20 protein-coding genes and 1 riboswitch are annotated in these 20596 nt (G+C 64.2%); of the genes, 9 read left to right on the plus strand and 11 right to left on the minus strand.

All coding sequences use genetic code 11. The features are described from left to right. The first annotated feature begins 312 nt into the window (after positions 1 to 312). Positions 313 to 1077 carry a DUF2786 domain-containing protein gene (locus EKH49_RS01570; RefSeq protein WP_161567417.1) on the plus strand — a complete coding sequence of 255 codons (765 nt, stop codon included), beginning with the start codon at positions 313 to 315 and terminating at the stop codon, positions 1075 to 1077. Here the strand turns inward: EKH49_RS01570 and EKH49_RS01575 are convergent. Together EKH49_RS01575 and EKH49_RS01580 are read right to left on the minus strand one after the other, a co-directional pair. Then, positions 1074 to 2318 (minus strand): MFS transporter, encoded by a 1245-nt coding sequence (locus tag EKH49_RS01575; protein ID WP_236641000.1) that lies wholly within the window; start codon positions 2316 to 2318, stop codon positions 1074 to 1076. The two genes, EKH49_RS01570 and EKH49_RS01575, sit on opposite strands and share 4 nt — an antisense overlap. A gap of 116 nt (positions 2319 to 2434) precedes the next feature. After that, complete coding sequence (locus EKH49_RS01580) at positions 2435 to 2893, minus strand: GatB/YqeY domain-containing protein (protein ID WP_128469393.1); 459 nt, start codon at positions 2891 to 2893, stop codon at positions 2435 to 2437. A 109-nt stretch (positions 2894 to 3002) separates the two neighbouring features. On the opposite strand from EKH49_RS01580, the gene EKH49_RS01585 reads away from it, so the two are divergent. Next, entirely contained in the window at positions 3003 to 4427 is a 1425-nt protein-coding gene (locus tag EKH49_RS01585; RefSeq protein ID WP_128469394.1) for a DUF4232 domain-containing protein, read from the plus strand. 17 nt (positions 4428 to 4444) lie between these two features. Here EKH49_RS01585 and EKH49_RS01590 read toward each other — a convergent pair whose 3' ends face one another. Beyond that, positions 4445 to 5719 carry a carboxylate--amine ligase gene (locus EKH49_RS01590; protein ID WP_128469395.1) on the minus strand — a complete coding sequence of 425 codons (1275 nt, stop codon included), beginning with the start codon at positions 5717 to 5719 and terminating at the stop codon, positions 4445 to 4447. A 13-nt stretch (positions 5720 to 5732) separates the two neighbouring features. After that, entirely contained in the window at positions 5733 to 6875 is a 1143-nt protein-coding gene (locus tag EKH49_RS01595) for a lipid II:glycine glycyltransferase FemX (RefSeq protein ID WP_128469396.1), read from the minus strand. Between the two features lie 96 nt (positions 6876 to 6971). Between EKH49_RS01595 and EKH49_RS01600 the strand changes: the two genes are divergently transcribed. The 5 genes from EKH49_RS01600 (at position 6972) to EKH49_RS16475 (ending at position 12729) form a co-directional block, all read left to right on the plus strand. Next, positions 6972 to 7301 (plus strand): metal-sensitive transcriptional regulator, encoded by a 330-nt coding sequence (locus tag EKH49_RS01600; RefSeq protein ID WP_128469397.1) that lies wholly within the window; start codon positions 6972 to 6974, stop codon positions 7299 to 7301. Positions 7302 to 7360: 59 nt separating this feature from the next. Further along, positions 7361 to 7675: a heavy-metal-associated domain-containing protein gene (locus EKH49_RS01605; RefSeq protein WP_128469398.1), complete on the plus strand. Its 315-nt coding sequence runs from the start codon at positions 7361 to 7363 to the stop codon at positions 7673 to 7675. A 55-nt stretch (positions 7676 to 7730) separates the two neighbouring features. Then, the gene (locus EKH49_RS01610; protein WP_128469399.1) at positions 7731 to 10007 is read left to right on the plus strand and encodes a heavy metal translocating P-type ATPase; all 2277 of its coding nucleotides are present in this window, start codon (positions 7731 to 7733) and stop codon (positions 10005 to 10007) included. A gap of 308 nt (positions 10008 to 10315) precedes the next feature. After that, positions 10316 to 10414, plus strand: a riboswitch (glycine riboswitch). A 319-nt stretch (positions 10415 to 10733) separates the two neighbouring features. Beyond that, positions 10734 to 12236: a D-serine/D-alanine/glycine transporter gene (cycA, locus tag EKH49_RS01615; protein ID WP_128469400.1), complete on the plus strand. Its 1503-nt coding sequence runs from the start codon at positions 10734 to 10736 to the stop codon at positions 12234 to 12236. A gap of 169 nt (positions 12237 to 12405) precedes the next feature. After that, positions 12406 to 12729: a 4a-hydroxytetrahydrobiopterin dehydratase gene (locus EKH49_RS16475; protein WP_161567418.1), complete on the plus strand. Its 324-nt coding sequence runs from the start codon at positions 12406 to 12408 to the stop codon at positions 12727 to 12729. 13 nt (positions 12730 to 12742) lie between these two features. Here EKH49_RS16475 and EKH49_RS01625 read toward each other — a convergent pair whose 3' ends face one another. The 4 genes from EKH49_RS01625 to EKH49_RS01640 form a co-directional block, all read right to left on the minus strand. Further along, positions 12743 to 13771 carry an FUSC family protein gene (locus EKH49_RS01625; protein WP_128469402.1) on the minus strand — a complete coding sequence of 343 codons (1029 nt, stop codon included), beginning with the start codon at positions 13769 to 13771 and terminating at the stop codon, positions 12743 to 12745. Then, positions 13768 to 14220 (minus strand): MarR family winged helix-turn-helix transcriptional regulator, encoded by a 453-nt coding sequence (locus EKH49_RS01630; protein WP_128469403.1) that lies wholly within the window; start codon positions 14218 to 14220, stop codon positions 13768 to 13770. The genes EKH49_RS01625 and EKH49_RS01630 overlap by 4 nt, the downstream gene beginning before the upstream one ends. 154 nt (positions 14221 to 14374) lie before the next feature. Beyond that, complete coding sequence (locus tag EKH49_RS01635; RefSeq protein ID WP_128469404.1) at positions 14375 to 15898, minus strand: GMC family oxidoreductase; 1524 nt, start codon at positions 15896 to 15898, stop codon at positions 14375 to 14377. 132 nt (positions 15899 to 16030) lie between these two features. Further along, positions 16031 to 17008, minus strand: coding sequence for an EamA family transporter (locus EKH49_RS01640; protein WP_128469405.1), 978 nt, complete (start codon positions 17006 to 17008; stop codon positions 16031 to 16033). Between the two features lie 114 nt (positions 17009 to 17122). Here EKH49_RS01640 and EKH49_RS01645 point away from each other — a divergent pair, with 114 nt between their 5' ends. Both EKH49_RS01645 and EKH49_RS01650 read left to right on the plus strand, forming a co-directional pair. Then, positions 17123 to 17692 (plus strand): CGNR zinc finger domain-containing protein, encoded by a 570-nt coding sequence (locus EKH49_RS01645; RefSeq protein ID WP_128469406.1) that lies wholly within the window; start codon positions 17123 to 17125, stop codon positions 17690 to 17692. 112 nt (positions 17693 to 17804) lie between these two features. After that, a complete protein-coding gene (locus EKH49_RS01650) occupies positions 17805 to 18113 on the plus strand; it encodes a hypothetical protein (protein WP_038993088.1) in 309 nt (102 codons plus the stop codon). Positions 18114 to 18129: 16 nt separating this feature from the next. Here the strand turns inward: EKH49_RS01650 and rraA are convergent, their stop codons facing one another. The 3 genes from rraA to EKH49_RS01665 form a co-directional block, all read right to left on the minus strand. Continuing rightward, on the minus strand, positions 18130 to 18606 hold the full coding sequence (rraA, locus tag EKH49_RS01655; protein ID WP_128469407.1) for a ribonuclease E activity regulator RraA: 477 nt from the start codon (positions 18604 to 18606) through the stop codon (positions 18130 to 18132). An 83-nt stretch (positions 18607 to 18689) separates the two neighbouring features. Continuing rightward, a complete protein-coding gene (locus EKH49_RS01660) occupies positions 18690 to 20084 on the minus strand; it encodes an amino acid permease (RefSeq protein ID WP_236641001.1) in 1395 nt (464 codons plus the stop codon). A 207-nt stretch (positions 20085 to 20291) separates the two neighbouring features. Next, the gene (locus tag EKH49_RS01665; protein WP_236640977.1) at positions 20292 to 20585 is read right to left on the minus strand and encodes a hypothetical protein; all 294 of its coding nucleotides are present in this window, start codon (positions 20583 to 20585) and stop codon (positions 20292 to 20294) included. Between the last annotated feature and the right edge of the window lie 11 nt (positions 20586 to 20596).

A 20596-nucleotide genomic window follows, 5' to 3' on the forward strand; every position in this document is an offset into this window, starting at 1 on the left:
TTCCCACACGATGTGGCGATGCTGCCCGCAGCGCTCGCACGAAGGAGCCAGGTACGTGGACCGCTCTTCCATGGTGTATGCCCGAAAATCACCCATCACAACCTCCCGATGACCAGCCGCGAAGCGAGGTTCACGGCCTGCTGGACCTGCTTGGTGCCTTCACTCTACGCGCCGAACGCACAACCGGCTAGGGTCTGCCGCAAGCGGTTACCCACAGCCCCGCCAGCAGGCTCGGCCACCTCGTGGCAAACTAGGGCAGAGAACCGGAGACCACCGTTTCACCACCGCAGGACCGCTACCAAGGAAGAAGCCATGAGCACCTCAGAGCAGAAGCTGCACCGCTTGAAGGAACGCATCACCCTGTTGCTGAACAAGGCGGAGAACACCAATTTCCCGCATGAAGCGCAGGCGTTCCAGGAGCATGCCGAACGGCTCATGGTGCGCTACGGCATCGGCCGCGCCGAGCTGGACGCGGATTCGGCCGACCGGGGCAAGAAGAAGGAACCCATCATCGAGGAGCACTTCGATATGCGCGGCGTCTACCGGCTGGGCCAGCGCGACGGACTGTCCGCGGTGGGACGGGCCTTCCGCACGGTGTCGATGCTGCAAAGCAACTACTCGAACTCCTGCCGGCTGTACATCATCGGCCACGAATCGGATGTCGCCACGGTCAAGAACCTCTTCGCTTCCCTGGTTGTCCAGGCCACCGCCGCCATGGCCCACTGGTGGGCGCAGGAGGGAAGGCTCTACACGAACTGGTACACCGACTCCGAGAAGACCATCGAGCGCCGCGAATTCCAGCGCAGCTTCTACCTGCAGGTCGCCTCGCGCATCGCCAACCTGTACCAGGAAGAAAGCGAGCAGAACGGCAGCGGCACCGAACTCGTCCTGGCCAGCCGCAAGGAGCAGGTGGACGACTACGTCAGCAGCAACTACCCGTTCCTGCGCCGCAGCCGGAACCGCGCCGCCTCCGGCAGCGCCAATGCCTCATTGGCCGGACGCGTGGCAGGATTCAAGGCGGATCTCGGTTTCGGCAAGCACGTCGACTCGGCCTCCCCGGGCGAGGTCGCCAGCTAGCGCACTTCCCGAAGCTGGGTGTCCTCGATGTAGCGCGGACGCCCGGCCATGATCCCGACCAGGGTCTGGAAGACGATCAAGCCGGCGATCAGCCAGATCGGGGCAACCCATGAACCCGAGGTTTCATGCAGCACCCCGACCAGGAACGGTCCGGGAAAGGCCATCAGGTAGCCGGCCGATTGGCCGAAGGTGGACAGCTTCGACACCCCGGCCGCAGTACGGGCCTTCAACCCGATCATGGTCAGCGCCAGCGGGAAGTTCGAACCGCAGATGCCCAGCAGCACAGCCCAGAGCACCGCGCCTTGAACCGGGGCCAGCAGCATGCCGATGATCGCGATGATGCCCACCACCCCGTTGAAGATCACCAGCGGAGCCTGATTCGAGAATTTGGCAGCCAGCGCCGGCATCACGAAGGACAATGGGACACCCACACCCAGCAGGATCGCCAGCAGGGATCCGGCAAACGCCGGCGAGACTCCGAAGTCGATGAAGATCTTGGGCAGCCACCCCATGAAGATATAGGCCACGGCAGACTGGCCGCCGAAGAACAAGGCCACCCACCACGCGGTGGCATTCTTGCGCATCGGCCCGATGCCTGCCCCGTCAGTTGAACTGCCGGCCAGCTGCTGCTGGGCCGCGATCTGGTTGCGCATGCCGAAGTACACCAGCAGCCACAGCACCAACGCCAGCAAGGCCAAGATTGCCCAGAAGCCCAGGCCCAGGCGCCAGTTCCCGCCAAGCATCTGGTTCACCGGCACGGCAATCCCAGCCACCCCGGAAGCACCCAAGGCGACCGCCGTGGTGTAGGCGCCGGTGACAATCCCGATCTTTCCCGGGAACCAGCGCTTGACCAGCACCGGCATCAGGATATTGCCGACCGCGATGCCGGCCAGAGCCAAAGCGGTGCACAGCAGGAAGAACCCGGTCCCCGGCGCGGCCGCGCGCAGGGCGATGCCCAGCAGCACGGCTGCCATGGCCGCGGCCACCACCAGTTCCGGGCCGCGCTTGCCAGCCAGCCGCGGAGCCAAGGGGCCCATCAGCGCAAAGCACAACGGGGGGATGCCGGTGATCATGCCGGCCACGAAGCCATTCATCTGCAGGTCCTCGATCACCAGATCGAGCAGAGATCCCAGGGAGGTGACGGCCGGCCGCAGATTCAGCGAGGCCAGGATGATCGCGAGGATCAGCAAGGCGCCAAAACCCTTGGACAGGGTGGCGTGGTTTTTCGGGAAGTCAGGCATGGTATCCACAGACTATCCGCTTCAATTCACGGAACACATATCCGTTGCCTTCACTACGCAAAAAGACCGCCCCGATAAACGGGACGGCCTCGTGGCGCAGCGCAAACCCCAGCGGATTAGCCCAGCTTGGCGCGCACCATCTGTGAGAGCGCCTTGCCGTCGAAGCGGCCAGCGATTTCGGCGCCAACCAGCTTCATCGCCTGGCCCATGTCCTTCATGGTCAGCTCATGGTCTGCCGCCAGCTCGGCCATGACCCGGTCGACAATCTCCTGGGCTTCTGCTTCGCCCAGCGCCTTCGGCAGGTAGGTGGAGATGAAGGCGGCTTCGGCCAGCTCGCGTTCGGCATGTTCGGCACGCCCGTCCTTGGCAGCCAGGGCAGCGGTTTCCTCGCGGTTGCTGACTTCCTTGCGCAGCAGGTTCTCCACGTCCTGGTCGTTCAGTTCCGTGGGGTTCTTCCCGGATTTCTCCTTGGTGCCGATGGCGCTGAGGATATTGCGCAGGGTCGTCTTCTCCAGCTCGTTGCCGGCCTTCAGGTGGACGATGCTGTCATCGCGCAGGCGATCTTTCAAACTCATGGGAACTGCCTTTCACTTCGTGTGCTTGAAATTTTACTCGCATAGCTTCCACGCTGTTTTCCACTGGGCCATCCCGGATGCACGGACACGCTTTTGATACAGTGACCAGATGAAACCACTGCGCGCTGGCGCCATCGTTGCCGCGCTGGCGCTGATCGCAGTTCTCCTGATGGTCTGGAAGCCATGGGACTCCTGCGATGCTCCGGATGACGTGTGCGATTTCCTGGCAACCGTCGCGGATCGAGATGGCGTCTTGGGCTCCCAGGTGTCCTCCAGGGTGTCGGAGCGCGATGCCTTGGCCGCACCGGAGTTGTCAGTTGACGTGCAATTCGAGCTCTCAGATCAGCTCGCCCCCGGGCAAGCCAGAGAAGCCGTCACCCAGATGGCCCAAGACATCCAGGCCGGAGCCCCGGCTCTGGACATGAATGAAATCCACCTGTCTTTCGTTGCCGGCCCCTCGCGGAAAATCCAGGGGTCGAAGACCAAGGCCTACCCGTTGAAAGTCAGCGAAATTATCTCCCCCGCCGCCGCTGACGAACAAGCGAAACCTGCCTTGCTTGGCGAGAAGGCAGCCTTCGCCTTCGGCCTGCGCCACCATGGCGCGGCCAGCGTGATCAATGGCTCGGCCACGGCGGACAATCTGGAGCAGCTGCTGAAGCTGGGAGAATTCACGGCCCAAGCCAAGCACCCGGCCGAGCTGGTCCTCGCCGATCACAGCGTGCGCTATTCGGCCACGGATCGCACCGATATGTCCGAGCTCCAGCTCCTTGCCGATGCAGCCAAGCGGGGGATCTTCCAGAACGCCAGCATTGATAATTCCGGGTTGAACCTGACCCTTGGCAACCAGGCGCCAGCAGCAGCCGAGCAGGAAACCCACGTGTGGCTGGAGCAGCATGAAGCATTTGACGAGGCCATGCCCTACAAGCTGTTCTCGGCTGGATACGAGGTCCTTGCCGAAGGCTGGGTTGGCGGCAAGAAACCCGAGTCGCTCATTCCCCGACCGGTGGTTCTCCCCGATAACGTCACCAGCTGGCCGCAAGACCCGTCGGCCCCATGGTGTGCGGAGGATGAGCTGGACACTGCTTTGGGAACACCCGACGCGGCTGCCGGTTCCCGGTACCTGCCGGTGTTTGCCAAGAACACTTCTGCCGGCCCGTGCGCGCTGCGCTCCTACCCGCAGATCGCTTTCCTCAACGCGGAGGGGGAAGCCCAACCGGATGTCCAGCTGCAGCCCGAACCGGGCATCCTCCTTGAACGCGTCACCATTCCTGCGGGCGAAGCGGTGATCTCGACTTTGGAGTGGAATGCCATGTCGACATCCCTGGATCCGGATGAAACCGTTACGCTGGGCATTGCCGCGGCCAGGGGCATGACACCGGTCGAGCTCGCACCGGCCGTCGACGGCCAGCCCACAACCCTTGACATCCTGGATGGCGCGCGGATCACGCAGAGCCCATGGGTCCAGGCCCGCGACGGGTGGACAGTTCCATCCGACGCTTTCGCCCAGCAATCCCCTGCCCGGCCAAGGCCCTAGGCCCTAGGCGAGGCCGCCTACTGCTCGCGTGGCGGGAATGCCTTGTACTTGCGGTAGTGGTTGACCGCGTTCAGCAGCAGGTAGAGCTTGCGGCGGGGATGCTTCTCGGCGGAGAACTTCAACGGGTTCGACACCTTGCCAGCCTTGAGCAGCGCCTCGGCCTTGCGGCCGGTGTCGCTATCGAAGAAGCGGCGCAGCAGATGGTGCGGCAGCACGGTGAACAGCCGCTGGCGCGACAGCTGCAGCACCCCTGCCCCGGTCTCCACCACGGCGTCGGTTTCCGGATCCGAATCATCGAACTGGGCACCGAGGAACTCGGTGACGTAGAAACGGGCGGGATTCACCCCGGCAGCGGTCAGGTAGAAGTGGTTGCGGCCCAGACGGGGGTTGATCTCGAAGAACTTGATCTGGCCATCGCGGTGGTCATATTTGGCATCGATCATGGCAATTCCGCGCCAGCCCAGCTCTTCGAGCATGCGCGCGCCATCCGCGGCCATTTGATCATTGCGCCCGGTCACGATGGCGGCGGAGTTGCCCAGCACCAGCGGGGCATGCTCCTCGATCACCACTTCGCCGTATCCGGCGAAGATGACCTTTTCTTCCTGGGTGGCGAAATAGGTGCACAGGCGCATCGCGTCATCGCCCCCGGGAATGTATTCCTGCAGGATGTAGCCCGCGTCGTACCCGCTGCCATCGATCTTTGCCAGCAGCGCTTCAAGCTCTGCACGGCTGTTGATGGTGTGGATCTTCTGCTTTCCCTCGAACTTGGCGGCAATCCATTCAGCGGAGCTCGAGGGCTTGCCGATGACCGGGTAGTCGAAGGAGCCGACCAGGGATTCCAGCTCGGCTCCCGGGTAGTGCACGGCGGTGCGCGGGTGGGCGATGCCCAGCTTCTCGGCGAGCGCGTAGAAGTTCTCCTTCAGCGCCGCGCCCTCGATGGTTTCCAGCTCGGGGTACGGGATGACGTACTGGCTTTCCAGCTGCGCACGGTGCTTGGCGATCAGCATGATGTGGAAGTCCAGCGAGCCGAAGAGCATCAGCGGCCGGTTCCCCTCGGCTTTCAGCTCATCGGCCAGCTCGGCCAAGGCCGCGACCACGCGCCCCTCGTCGGCCATGGAGCCGATGGGGCGCAGCTCGATGGCGACCGAGTGCTCGATGACGCCGTTGCCGGCGGCCGGCAGGACCACCGAGCGCACGCCGTAGGCTTCGTAGAATTCGCGCGCCAGGGTGTAGGTGCCGATGTCTCCGCCGAGGATGACGGGGACGAAGGGCTGGGTTGGATCGATTGCCACAGTGGTGCTTTCCCTACTTCTTGCGCCAGTTCATGTACTTTTCGAAGGCCCAGGCCAGCGGCTTGTTCAGCGCCAGGTCCCATTCGCCGCTGGTCTGCACGATGTCGCAGCCGGTGTTGGTCTTGAACTTGGTCAGCCCGGACAGGTGGTGCTCCTTGTCCAGGGTTGCGCTCACGCCGCCCTGGTCCAGGTAGCGGCAGCCGGCGTCGATGGAGTCGCTGACCATATGGTGCATGATCGCTTTCGGGGCGAACAGCTTGCGCTGCTCCGAGGAGGAGGCGCCGTAGAGGTACCAGGCAAGGTTCGAGGAGCGGATGACAATGGCGGCCGCGAGGTCCACGCCTTCATTGCTGGCAATGTACAGGGTGCAGGAGCCGGGCACCGCTTTGTTGAGCACGGTGTGCATCTTCTCGAAGTAGCTCAGCGGTCGGCCGGTGAACTCCTGGCGGTCGGCGGTGTGGTTGTACAGGGCATGGAAGCGGGCCATGTCCTTGGTTGCGCCGATCTCGACTTCCAGGGTGCTCTTCAGCGCCTTGCGGGTCTCGTTGCGGGTGGTCGAGGAGTAGCTGGCCATGACCTGCTCGGCATCCAGCTGGTTGCCCTCATCATCCTGCAGCGCCACGCGGGCCACGTATTCGGGCTGGCCGGCGGCGAAGTCCAGGCCCACGTCTTCCTTGGTGAACCCCAGATCTGCCAGCGCGTCATTCAGTGCCAGCGCGGTGCTCGACGTGCTCTTGGTTTCCAGGTCGTTCAGCTGGGTGAAGCCTTCCTTGCCCAGGTTCTTGCGCACGGCGGCGGCGCCCCAGGTGCGCACTGCAAGTCCCGGGCCCATCTTCAGCTGGAAGGCGCCGCGGTTCTTCAGGTAGGAGGCCAGCGGGCGGATGACCGCTTCCGGCGCGTAGGTGCTGAAGTCGATGACCGGGCCATCGGGCAAGTAGGCGAGGGTCTTCTTGATCACCGGGGCCGCACGGTGCAGCACCAGTGCGGCGCCGACCAGTTCGTCCTCCTCGAAGAAACCGAGGGATTCGCCCCGCCAGCCGCCCTTGACCTGGGCCCATTCGGGACGCTGCAGGAAGCTGACGTCGTGGGCGGTCTCCAGGAATGCTGAGTGCTCGGTACCGGATATCGGACGCACATGAAGTTCGTTGTGGCTCACGGGTGAAATCCTACCGTGCTTCCCTTCCGGATTGGGGGATGCCAGATACCCCTAGGGGGTACTTGACTTAATACCCCTAGGGGGTATCATCGGAGTATGGAAACCAACCACACGCCACATGAAACAGCCGAGCACCACGGCTATCACGCGGACAAAAGCGCCTTGGAACGACGTTTGAAGCGCATTGAAGGCCAGGTGCGCGGAGTGGCCAAGATGGTAGATGAAGACAAGTACTGCATCGACATCCTGACCCAGATCTCCGCCATCAACGCGGCATTGCACAAGGTCAGCGTGCAGCTCATCGATGACCACATCGGCCACTGCGTGGTGGATGCGGCCAAGTCCTCCATCGAGCAGGGCGACCCGTCCATCGTGCAAGGCAAGATTGCCGAAGCGACGGCCGCCATCTCCCGCCTGGTGCGCTGAGCGCGCGCCAACGCACCAGTTTCCAATTCACACAGAATTCATCGAAAGAGAGCAAGATCATGAGCCACAACTGCAATTGCGGATGCTCCTCGGAAAAGAACTCCAACGAGGGCCTGCAGATCATCCCGCGCGAGCAGAGCACCCCGCTGGCCAGCCGCATGGAAATCAAGATCTCCGGCATGACCTGCGGCCACTGCGTCTCCTCGGTCACTGAAGAACTCAAGGAGCTTGACGGAGTGCAGGAAGTCGAGGTCATCCTCGACGCCAAGGGCGTATCCACCGCCAACGTCACCACCACCGCAAGCGTGAGCGAAGAAAGCATTCGCGCCGCCATCGACGAGGCCGGGTACACCGTCGAAGCAATCAACGCCTAGCCGCCACCAGCCAGGCACCACGCCGCAACGGCAAGAAAGTGCAAGGTAGCAAATCATGACTTCCCACGCCCCGCACGAAGCAATCCCCGACGTGCGCACGGTCGATCTGGACATCCAAGGGATGACCTGCGCCTCGTGCGTGAACCGGGTGGAACGAAAACTGGGCAAGCTGCCCGGCGTCAGCGCCACGGTGAACCTTCCCTTGGAAACCGCCAAGGTCCAGGTGCCCGCCGAGGTCACCGATGAAACGCTGATCGAGACGGTGCAAGCCGCCGGCTACACCGCCTCGCTCAAGCACCCGCCGAAGCCAGCCGGTTCGGACCACCAGGGACATGGCGGACATGGGCCTTCGGAGCATGAGCACGGCGGGCACGAGCACCTGGTGCCCAGCCACCTGCTGCGCCGCCTGGTCATCTCCGCGGTCTTCACCATCCCGCTGTTCATCATTTCCATGATCCCCGCAGCGCAGTTCCCGCACTGGGGCTGGGCCGCCTTCGCGCTGGCCACTCCCGTGGTCTTCTACGGCGCGTGGCCCTTCCACAAGGCCGCGGCAGTCAACGCGCGGCACCTGGCCTCGACCATGGACACCCTGGTGTCCCTCGGCGTGCTCGCCGCCTACTTCTTCTCCGCGGTGCAGCTGATCCTCGATCCGCAAATGACCGCCCACATCGGCATGCCGATGTCCGAGCATGCGCTCTACTTCGAAACCGCCGGCGTCGTGGCCACACTGCTGCTGCTCGGTCGCTTCCTGGAGCACCGGGCCAAGTCCTCGGCCTCCGATGCGCTGAAGTCGCTGCTGAACCTGGGCGCCAAGGACGCGGTGGTGCTGCGCGACGGCAAGGAAGTGAAGATCCCTGCCGGGCAGGTGCAGATCGGGGAGCATTTCGTGGTGCGCCCCGGCGAGAAGATCGCCACCGACGGCGTGGTCATCGACGGCGCCAGCGCCGTGGACACCTCGCTGCTCACCGGCGAATCGGTACCGCAGAAAGCCGGTCCCGGGGATGAGGTCACCGGCGCGACCCTGAACACCTCCGGCCGGCTGGTCATCGAGGCGACCCGGGTCGGCGAGGACACCACCTTGGCCCAGATGGGCCGGCTGGTCTCCGAAGCCCAGTCGGGCAAGGCGCCGATTGCCCGCTTGGCCGACCGGATTTCCGCGGTCTTCGTGCCGATCGTGCTGGCCATCGCGCTGCTCACGTTCGTGATCTGGTTCTTCGCCAGCGGCGATACCTACCAGGCCTTCACCGCCGCCGTGGCCGTGCTGGTCATCGCCTGCCCGTGCGCCTTGGGCCTGGCCACCCCGATCGGCCTGCTGGTCGGCACCGGCCGCGGCGCGCAAATGGGCATCCTGATCCGCGGCCCGCAGGTGCTGGAAGATACCCGCAAGTTGGACACCATCGTGCTGGACAAGACCGGCACCGTGACCACCGGCGTGATGGCCCACCAGGGCACGAAAGCCATTGAAGGCGTCGATGCCAATGAGGCCCTGGCCCTGGCCGGCGCGGTGGAGCACCACTCCGAGCACCCCATTGCCCAGGCCATCGCCAAGGCGGCAGCCGAGCTGGGCCCGCTGCCCGAAGCGAGCGGATTCGACTCGGATCCCGGCGGCGGCGTGAAGGGCACCGTCGGCACCCAGCTGGTGGTTGTCGGGCGCCCCTCGTGGCTCGAATCCCAGGGCGTGACGCTGGACGAATCCGCCCGGCAGATGCTCCACGAGGCCGAGCAGGCCGGCGCGACCGCCATTCTGGTCGCGGTGGACCGGCAGTTCCAGGCAGTGATCTCGGTAGCAGACAAGATCAAGGACAGCTCCGCGAAGGCCATTGCCGAACTCCAGGATCGCGGCCTGCGCGTCGTGCTGCTGACCGGCGATAACAAGTCCGTGGCCGCCGAGGTGGCTGCGCAGGTTGGCATCAAGGACGAAGATGTCTTCGCCGGCGTCTTCCCAGCCGACAAGGCCAAGGCGATCAGCTCACTGCAGGAGCAGGGCAAGGTCGTGGCCATGGTGGGCGACGGCGTGAACGATGCGCCGGCACTGGCCCAAGCTGACCTGGGCATCGCCATGGGCTCGGGCACCGATGTGGCCATCGAGGCCGCCGACATCACCCTGATGGGCAATAACCTGCACCAGGTCACCCAGGCCATCGACCTGTCGACCAAGACCCTGTCCACGATCAAGATGAACCTGTTCTGGGCCTTCGCCTACAACACCGCGGGCATCCCCGTGGCGGCCTTGGGCCTGCTCAACCCGATGATCGCGGGTGCAGCCATGGCAGCCAGCTCCGTGCTGGTGGTGCTCAACTCGCTGCGGCTGCGCCGTTTCGGAAAGCACTAGCACCAGCCGGGAACAACCCCTGGGGCGTGCCGCGTGAGAAATTGCGCTGCATGTCCCAGGGGTTTTGCCCATGGCCTTCGTCATACCGGTGGCCTACGGCGTGGGAGGCGGAGATCCGTGCTGTGCATTCCCGGAGCGGGAGATCGCCGGATGCGAATCATTACGAAAGCCCCAACGCAATATTTCGCCTCATATTTCTCGTGAATCGCCTAGCCATGCGGATTAACGGGGTGCGAAATATGAAAATGCGATTTGCGCCACGTTGAAGTTTCTGCGCATACTGTGATGGCAATCACCACATATGCCGCTGATGCGTGGCGGGAGAGACCCGCCCACACCACGGGCGGGCGCCGTAGGAGCAATTTCCTCCCCGGGAAACTCTCAGGCACCCGTACCGCCACGACTAGGCAAATCTGGAAAGCAGTGCGGTACGGCCGCACTCACCGAAGGAGCAAGCTTCGCCCAGTAATCGGGCCGAAGTGAAAACTCTCAGGTCGACATACAGATTGGGGAGGGACCAAGAACAGTGCCGCACCGAGCGCACCGGATTCGAGGTACTCCCCTTGGCTGGCCTGGTCCCTGCTCTTTGCGCAGCGTGCCCGGCAAGCCTGCTGGACTGCTCCGAAACGGAAGTGTTCATCGAAGCGAGACTGCACTCCAAGCCAACCCGGCTTGGAGGCAGATCAGCTTCGGGGCGTCACGCCACACTCCTGGAAGGCAACCAGCATGAGTCCCACCAGTTCTGGCCCCACTCTCGAGCGCGGGCTCTCCAATCGACACATCCAGCTGATCGCCATTGGCGGCGCGATCGGCACCGGCCTGTTCATGGGCTCCGGCAAGACGATTTCGGTCGCCGGCCCGTCGGTCATCTTCGTCTACATGATCATCGGCTTCATGCTCTTCTTCGTCATGCGCGCCATGGGCGAGCTGCTGCTGAGCAACCTCGAATACAAGACTTTCGCCGATTTCGCCGGCGACCTGTTGGGCCCATGGGCGGCATTCTTCACCGGCTGGACCTACTGGTTCTGCTGGGTGGTCACCGGCATTGCCGATGTGGTGGCCATCGCCCACTATGTCGCCTTCTGGTGGGGCGACCTCCCGTTGTGGATCCCGGCTTTGGCCTGCATCGCACTGCTGCTGGTGCTGAATCTGGCCACCGTGAAGGCCTTCGGCGAAACCGAATTCTGGTTCGCGCTGATCAAGATCGTCGCCATCGGCGCCCTGATCGTGGTCGGCCTGGTCATGATCATCACCGGCTTCCAGCACGACGGCACGACCTCCTCCTTCGCCAACCTGTGGGCGCACGGCGGCATGTTCCCCACCGGCTTCATGGGCTTCGTCGCCGGCTTCCAGATTGCAGTGTTCGCCTTCGTGGGCATCGAGCTGGTGGGCACCACCGCAGCCGAGACCAAGGATCCGGAAAAGACCCTGCCCAAGGCGATCAACTCGATTCCCGTGCGCATCCTGTTCTTCTATGTCGGCGCCCTGCTGATCCTGATGATGGTCGAGCCGTGGAACCTGTTCTCCGCGGAGAACTCCCCGTTCGTGGGCATGTTCGCCCTGGCCGGCCTGGCCGGCGCCGCGGGCATCATCAACTTCGTGGTGCTCACCTCCGCCACCTCCAGCGCCAACTCCGGCATCTACTCCACCTCGCGGATGCTGCGCGGCCTGTCCATGGAAGGCGATGCCCCGAAGAGCTTCGCCAAGCTCTCCGGGCGCAAGGTTCCGAAGAACGCGCTGATGTTCTCCTGCATGTTCCTGCTGGCCGGCGTCGCCCTGCTCTACAGCGGCGACTCGGTGATGGGCGCCTTCACCTTGGTCACCACCGTCTCGGCCCTGTGCTTCATGTTCGTGTGGACCATCATCCTGCTCAGCTACCTGGTCTTCCGGGCCCGCCGCCCGCACCTGCACGATGCCTCGAAGTTCAAGGTGCCAGGCGGAATTATCATGCCGTACGTGGTGCTCGGCTTCTTCGGCTTCATCATCTGGGCGCTGACCACCCAGGCCGATACCTTCACCGCCCTGCTGATCACCCCGGCCTGGTTCCTGGTCCTGGGCGCCGGCTACCTGTACATCCGTCGCAACCCGAAGCACCAGCAGCTGCGCGCCGCGCACCTGGCGAAGGTGGCGCATGAACGCTACGAGGCGGCCGCCTACCGTGACGCGAAGTCTTTCGCCAATCACGAGCAGGAAGCTGCCCCGAAGGTTACCGAAGACGTGCACCAGTAGCCGCGCCCGCACCGGCTGCACAGTCCAGGCCCCGGCATCTGAAGCAGATGCCGGGGCCTTTCTGCGTGCTCGCTGGGATCGCTATTGCCGCCTGCAGGATCAATGCCATCATTGGTTCAGCCAGCAAGCGCTGGCTACCTTCGAACAGCTGCCGCAGGAGGAAAGAACCATGGCATCAACGGGTCCATTGCCGCGCATCGAATCCGGCCAGGTGCCGGCGGACTTGCCCGACTGGATGCGTGATGACCGGGGGCTGCGCGCGGCCTACCGCTTCGATTCCGCCAGCACTGCCCTGCAGTTCATAGTCCAGGTGGGCTTGCGTGCCGAGCAGGACAACCGGCACCCGCATCTGGATTGGCGGATCATTACCGTGGAGCTGCGCCTGGCGCCCAACCAGCCCGAACAGCTCGCAGCACCGGAGCTGGCATTGGCCCGCCACATCTCCATCGAAGCCGGCAAGCTCGAAGCGCAGGTGATCACCGGGCATCAGTAGCGGCTTCCGCCGTTCAGCTGCGCTGGCGGCGGGAAACGATCGAGGAAATGATAATGCTCTGCGCCGCACCCACAGCGGCGCCGAGCACCGTCATGGAAATCCGGTCGATGAGCAGCGACGAGGGCGGTTCCGGGCTGACCAGGTGGACCATCAGCAGCGCGGAGACGGTCATGAAGACCATGCCCACCGCATAGTTGCGCAGGATCACCAGCTCGATGATGAACTGCGAGACCAGCGCGGCGGCCAGGATCACCCAGAGCGGGGAATCGAAGGCGAATACTACGGCGGCCAGCGCCACGCCAAGGCAGGTGCCAACGCAGCGCTGCAGCCCGCGGGCCACGCGCGCATAGGCATCGATGCCGGTGACCGCAGCGATCGCGCCGAGGCTGGCCCAGTACCAGTGGCCGTCGCCGACCAGGCAGGCGATGACTGCAGCGAGCAGCACGCCCGAGCCCATCTGCAGCGACTCCGGCATGGCCCGGGCACTGGGAACCCAGGTGAATCCGGAGCCCAGGGTGTGGCGCAGGTTCGCTTTGCGCAGCGAGAGGCCCAGCATCAGCAGCATGCTGAAGACCATCGTCCCGCCGCCGGCCAGCAGCACCCCGGTGAAGTTGTCCGCGGTAGCCGGCAGGCTCAAGCAGGCCCCGCCGGCGAAGACCGCGAAGATCGGTCCTGGCGGCATCCAGCTTGCGGCATGCGAAACGTAGTTGGCGCCGAAGCCGATAACTGCCAGCACCAGCGCGCGCACCAGGAACGGCGCATCGATGAGCGAGAAATAGGTGCCCAGCAGCATGGCGAGCAGCTGCACGATGCCTGCCGAGAGCTGCTGCCAGAAACGCGGCGCATAGGCATCGAAGCGGCCGAAGACCGCGCAGAAAGCGCCGAATGCGGCGTACATTGCCCAGTCCAGCCGGCCAGCACTTGCCACGAGGATCAGCGGCACGGCCAGGCTGAGCGTCGCCTTGGATGCCGGGATGAGCGACGGGCGGTGCGGGGCCACGATGACGCTGCGCCGCACGACTTCCTTCAGATGGCGTTTCACTGCTGCGCTTCCCCGTCCTGGGTGGCGACCAGCTGGAGCAAGGTGCGCAACTGGACTTGCTGCTGCGCATCCAAGGCGCCAAACACCTTGGCCTCGCTGTGCTCTGCGGCGGCCATCGCCCGGGCAGCGAACTTTCTGCCGGCGGCGGTCAGCGTAATGAGGTTGCGGCGGCGGTCTTCCGGATCGACGTTGCGTTCCAGGATGCCGCGAGTGGACAGCTGGTCGAGGTAGGCCACCAGGTGGCCACGGTTCAGATTCGAGCGTGCCGCCAGGTCATTCTGCGAGATGCCGCCGAACTCCTCCAGCGCGCAGATGATGGTGAAATGATGCCTGGTCAAGGACTCGGATTCCATCAGCTCGGTCAGCTCCTGGGTGCCGATGCGTCCGGCGCGGGCAGTGAGATAGCTCAGCGAGTTCCATTGGAACTGGGGAATCCGGTGTTCAGCCATTCCTCCAAAATATCATTTCGAGTTGAAACGATTTCACAATGAAGCGTTTTATCGATGAATCTCACATGGCAATGACGGCCATCATCGCCCACCCGTTCTGCTCAAACACCATCCAGCGGGACGGGTGGACGATTTGGCTTGGCCTCCCCGCTGTTCAGAGCCCCAGGTCTGCTGCCAGGAATTTGGCTCCCAGCTCGCCGATGAGGATGGCCGGGGCGTTGGTGTTGCCGGTGGTGATCTTCGGCATGATCGACGCATCAATGACGCGCAGGCCGGCCAGCCCGCGGACGCGCAGCTGCGGATCCACCACTGCCTGCGCATCGGTGCCCATGCGGCAGGTACCCACCTGGTGGTGGTAGGTCACCACATTGTTCCGGATGTACTCCCCCAGCTGCTCATCGCTCTTCACCTCGTTGCCCGGGTACACCTCCCGGGCACCCCAGTCCTGGGCCAAGGCGTCCTGCTGGACCATCTCGCGGCACTGCTTCATCGAGAACACGAACGCCTCCAGATCCCGCGGATCATCCAGGGCATTCAAATCGATGTTCACCTGATCTTCCAGTCCAGGTCCGCTCAGGGTGATTTCTCCACGGCTGTGCGGGGTCACGATTCCGGAGTGCAGGGTGAATGCGGTGCCCTCGATCGGTTCCATGCCCGGGGAGTACATTGGCACGGCGAAGAAAATCGGCTGGGTGTCCGGGCGGTCCAGGTCTGCGCGGGAGCGGGAGAACATGTGCGATTGCGAGACCGAGACCCCGGTGCGCGGGGCAGGAATGTCCCGGGTGGTGGTTTCGGCGATGACCGGGGCGAGCAGGTGGTCATGCAGGTTCTTGCCCACCTGGTCCAGCTCATGCAGCGGCTCGACACCCACGGCCTGGAGCTCGGCCGCCGGACCGATTCCGGAGCGCAGGAGGATCTGCGGGGAGCCCAAGGCGCCGGCGCTGAGCACCACCTCATCGGCACGCATCTCCTGCAGCTGCCCGCCCTTCTGATAGCGCACGCCCACCACGGTGCCGGATTCCAGGATCACCGAGTGCACTTCGGCGTCGGTGATGATCTCAAGACGCTCGCGCACCGGCTTGAGGTAGGCCTTCCAGGTGTTGATGCGTTCGCCGCCAACGACGTTGATCTGCTCCTTGGACACGCCGTCCAGCTGCTCGCCGTTGTAGTCGGGGTTGAACTCGATGCCGGACTGCACTGCCGCGTCGATGATCGACTGGTGGATTTCATCCAGCTCGTAGTCGTTGTCCACCGGCACCAGCCCTTCGGTGCCGTGGAACTTGCTGGCGCCGCCGGAGAAGTTCTCGATATCCTTGTAGATCGGCAAGACGTTCTTCCAGGCCCACTGCTCGCCGCAGTCCTTGGCCCAGTCGTCGTAGTCCTGCGGTGCGCAGCGCACCCAGATGGTTGCGTTCAGCGCGTGCGATCCGCCGAGCACCTTGCCACGAGGCAAGTGCATCGGCTTGTTGGCGGCCCCGGCCATCGGGACCGTGTGGTAATCCCAGTCGTCCTTGCTATGCCACAGTTCGCCCATGCGCGAGAGGTCATGGATGGCCGGGTTGGTGTCTTCGGATCCGGCTTCGAACAAGGTCACCTGCGCTCCCGCGTCCACCAGCCGGCGCGCGACGACCGCACCTGCTGAACCTGCTCCGACGACAATGACCGACTTGCTGCCCATGGAAACTCCTCCACCTTGAGGTGCCTGCGAAATGTATTTCTCCCAGTCTGTACAGGTCAGCAGGTTTTCCATTGTCATCCTGCGCACAGCAATTGGCAACGCGTGCGCAGTATCCGCTTGGGACCGCTTCGGCTATTTGCGGATCCGGGCCGCCCGCAATTCGTCGATGCGGACCAGAACCACCCCGCCCACGATCAGCAGGCCGCCGAACAGCTGCACCGCACCGGGCAGCTCGGCCAGCAGCAGCCAGGCCCAGAGCACCGCGAAGAGCACCTCGGTCAATGAGATGAAGCTTGCCACCTTGGATCCCAGTTCCCTCGCGGCCATCACGCCGGTGGTGTAGGAGAACACGGTGGCGATTAGGATCAGCCCGGTCAGCGCCAGCCACCACGGGGTCTCGAAGCCGGCGAAGGAGCCGGTGCCAGGAGCCCAGTGCATGGGAAGGATGCCCAGTCCTCCCACGGCCAGCATGGTCAGCGCACCGACTGCCATGCCTCCGGCAGAGAGCATGATCGGCGGCAGCGCGCCATCAACCTTGGCGCTGATGAAGAAGTAGACGGTCAGCCCGATGGCCGCGCCCAGTCCCCAGAGCACGCCAATCGGGTCGATACGTGTCGTACCGGTCAGGTCGAGCACCGCCACCAGCCCGGCCAGCGACAGCAGGGTTCCGGCGATGGTCGCCACGGACGGGCGCTTCTGGTGCCTGGCCCACAGCACCAGCACGATCAGCACCGGCGCCAGATACTCCAGCAGCAGGGCCACGCCCACGTCCAATCGCTGCACCGCCAGGAAGTAGCACAGCTGGCAGGCGCCCACCCCGAACAAGCCGAAGAGCACAATCGACACCCAGTTGGTGCGCAGCAGCACCCACCGTCCGCGCATCGCCAGCAGGGCCGGGATGGCCAACACCAGTGCGGCACCTGCCATGCGGGCGGCTACCGCGGCGGTAGGGCTCCAGCCGGCTTCGAAAAGCCCCTTGGCGAAGGAGCCCGACAACCCGAAGGCGGCCGAGGAGGCCAGCGCAATCCAAATGCCCTTCGATTGGCTGGGCTGGCGGGTCGCAGCAGCGGTGGAAGCTGCAGGCGCACCGGGGGCAGGCAGGTCGCTCATGAGGGTCTTTCGCGCAGAATCTCATGCCCCGTTCAGGGGCAAATGGGGGTATGAGCATGACGATACGGTTAGGCTTGAGTGGCAGTCAATCCACCCACCCTCCAGGAACGAATTATGACCTTTGCCCCAGATATCGAAGCGTCGCTGAAGACCGTGGTGAATCTCCTGAATACCGAGGTGCAAATCGTGGATATGCTCTCCACCGTCGCTGATCTCGATGAGTTCCTCGATGCGGAGAACTTCGACGGCTCACGCGCGCACAACCAGGCGGAGCTGCGTTCCATCCGCCAGCTGCGTTCCCAGCTGAAGAACATCTGGATCGGCACCGAAGAAGAATCAGTCTTCCGGGTCAATGCCATCCTGCGCAATGCCAACGCCCAGCCGCAGCTGATCAAGAGCGAATCGCTGGGCTACCACCTGCACGCCACCACCAACAGCACCCCGCTCTACGACCGGATGGCCGTGGATGCCGCCATGGCGCTGGCCGAAGTGATCCGTTCCGGCGGCTTGCAGCGGCTGCGGATCTGCGCCTCCGAGGACTGCGAGGCGGCGCTGCTGGACCTGTCGCGCAACCGCTCCAAGCTGTACTGCGATACCGGCAACTGCGCCAACCGCGAGCATGTGCGCGCCTACCGTGCGCGCAAGGCCTCAAAGCGCTCAGGCCAGCAGCAGCCGGCCAGCTGAGCGTCCAGCCTGGATCGAGTTGGGCGATGCTCCTCGCCTTTTGCCTTGCCCGGGCCATATGATGAACACACAACCGGGACACCGGCAAATGCAGTACTGGAAGGGGCAGGCCATGACTCAGGAAACCCACGCTTCGGATGATTACGAGGCACGGATCGAAGCCGCTGAGAGCGGCCCGCTGAAAGCCGCCGCCCGCTGGGTCGTAGCCCTGGCATCGGCCGCCCTGGGCGATGCCGAATACGAGGCGAATGAGCCGCAGGTCGTCGTGCATTCGCGCCAGGACGATTCGGTAGTCCTGCGCATTACGACCTCCAGCCTGGAAGAGGCCGAGCGGCTGGTCGTCCAGATCCGCGAAGACTTGGAAACCTTGAGCACCGACGAATTCAAGGCGGAGTGGGAAGGCGCTGGCGACAAGTCCTAGCGGCGCCAGTGGCCGTTCAGTGCTCGACGAGGATCCCGTCGATATCCGCGTACACCATCGCGCCTGGACGGATGTTCACGTCCCCGATGCTGATGGTCTCGTCCACTGAGCCATGCGAGCGCTTGACGGTTTTGCGCGGGTTGCTGCCCAGCGCCTTGATGCCCAGCTCCAGTTCGGCCAGTGCGGCCCGGTCGCGCACGGCGCCGCTGATGATGACCCCGGCCCAGCCATTGGCTTCAGCGCTCTCGGCAATCATGTCGCCCATCAACGCGTAGCGCAGGGACGCTCCCCCATCGACCACGAGCACCGCTCCGTTGCCCGGGAAGTTCAGGATTTCCTTGACCAGGCCGTTGTCCTCATGGCACTTCACGGTGCGTGCTGGCCCGTAGAAGGACAGCCGTCCGCCGAAGTCCTGGAACTGCAAGGAGACGGACTGCAGCGCATCTCCGTGCTGGTCGTAGAGGTCGGCGGTGCTGATCGGTTCCTGGTGCATGTCGCTTCCTTCGTGAGCTGCGATAGTGGTCCACCACACAGCTTAGCCCTCAGCGCACGCAACCCCAGAGCATGACGAAAGGTTTAGAGGTTCAGCTCCGCCTCATAGGCCTTGGGGTCCAAGGCTCCCAGGCGCGAATTGCGCCGGCCATAGGCCAGGTAGATCGCGGCACCCACGGCCATCCAGATTCCGAAGACCAGCCAGGTGATCCCGGCCAGGTTGAGCATCAGGAACAGGCAGGCAGCGATGCCCAGGATCGGGGTCACCGGATACAGCGGGACGCGGAAGGTGCGCGGAGCCTCGGGCTGGGTCTTGCGCAGGTGCATCACCGAGACGCCCACCAGCGAGAAGGCGAACAGGGTGCCGATGCTGGTCGCCTCGGCCAGCTGGCCCAAGGGGATCAGCGAGGCGGCAATGGCCACGACCGCGCCGGTGACGTAGGTGCAGATGACCGGGGTGCGGGTGCTCGGCGAGACCTTGGCGAAGAAGCGCGGGATCAGGCCATCGCGGCCCATGGACAGCAGGATGCGGGTTTGGCCATACAAGGTGGTGAGCACCACCGAGACGATCGCGATCACCGAGGCCAGGGCGAAGGCCAGGACCATCCACTTCTGCCCGGTGATCTCGGAAACGATTTGCACCAGGGCGGCTTCCGAATCGGCGAACCAATCCCATTCCCGGGCGCCGATGGCCGCCACGGCAACCAGCACGTAGATGGTGGTCACCAGCACCATGGCGATCATGATGGCCCGCGGCAGGTCCTTCTGCGGGTTCTTGGCTTCTTCGCCGGCGGTCGAGGCGGCATCGAAGCCGATGTAGGAGAAGAAGACCATGGAGGCAGCGCCGGTGACGCCCGCGGCGCCCATGGGCAGCAGCGGCGCGAAGTTTCCGGCGTTGAAAGCGGTGAAGGCGACGACAACGAAGAAGACGAGGATGGCGATCTTCACGATCACCATGACGGTGTTGGCCAAGGCCGATTCGCGGGCACCGCGGACCAGCAGCAAGGTGGCCAAGATGACCACAATCAGTGCCGAGAGGTTGATGATGCCGCCCTCGCCCGGGCCGGCGGCCAGAGCTTGCGGCAAGGCGAGTCCGAAAATCTCCAGCGTCTGGTTCACATAGGACCCGGCGCCAACCGCCACCGCGGCCGCGGACACCGCGTATTCCAGCACCAGGCACCAGCCGCACACCCAGGCCATGCCTTCGCCCAGGGTGGCGTAGGAATAGGAGTAGCTGGAGCCGGATACCGGAACCATGCCGGCCATTTCGGCGTAGGACACGGCCGAGAGCAGCGCAGTGATGCCGGCCAGCACGAAGGCGATCCAGATCGCCGGGCCGGCGACCGGCACGGCAGATCCGAGGATCACCAGGATGCCGGTGCCCAGGGTGGCGCCGACCGAGATCATGACCAGCTGGGTGACGCCCAGCGAGCGCTTGAGCGTTTCGAGGCCGGCGTTGTCCGCGGCATCGTTGGCCATCGCCTGGATGGACTTGCGCCGCCGCAGCTGCTTGCCCAACGGGGTATGGCTGTGCTGCTCTGTCTTGCTCGTGCTGCTCACTGGAAATCCTTGGTGCGTGCTTGAGGCGTTTCGCCTCGATTAGCCGGCCCGGCAAAAGAGAACGCGCTGGGACTATCTGTGGATGGACAGTCCCAGCGCGTCACGCCGCGTGGCTAAGCTTTATTGTCAGTCTTCAAACTTCTTGTCCGGATTGGCAGAGGATCGGTTGACCCCGGTGCCCTTGCCAAGGTCCGGATCATTGTCCTTGGCTGCCATGGTCAACACCGAGATGACCAGCAGGCTGGCGACGAAGGCGATGCCGAAGGCGGCCAAGCCGATGTCGAAGCGCAGTGGATTCTGCGATCCGCCGGTGGAGCTGATCAGGCCGACGACGCCGGAGACAAGGCCCAAGATCAGCGAGAAGCTCAGTGGGCCCTTGATTGACTGGCTCCACGGTTGCTTCTTCTTATTGTTTCCCACCAGAAACTCCG

The sequence above is a fragment of the Glutamicibacter sp. HZAU genome (assembly GCF_004100365.1).
Classification (GTDB): Bacteria; Actinomycetota; Actinomycetes; order Actinomycetales; family Micrococcaceae; genus Glutamicibacter; species Glutamicibacter nicotianae.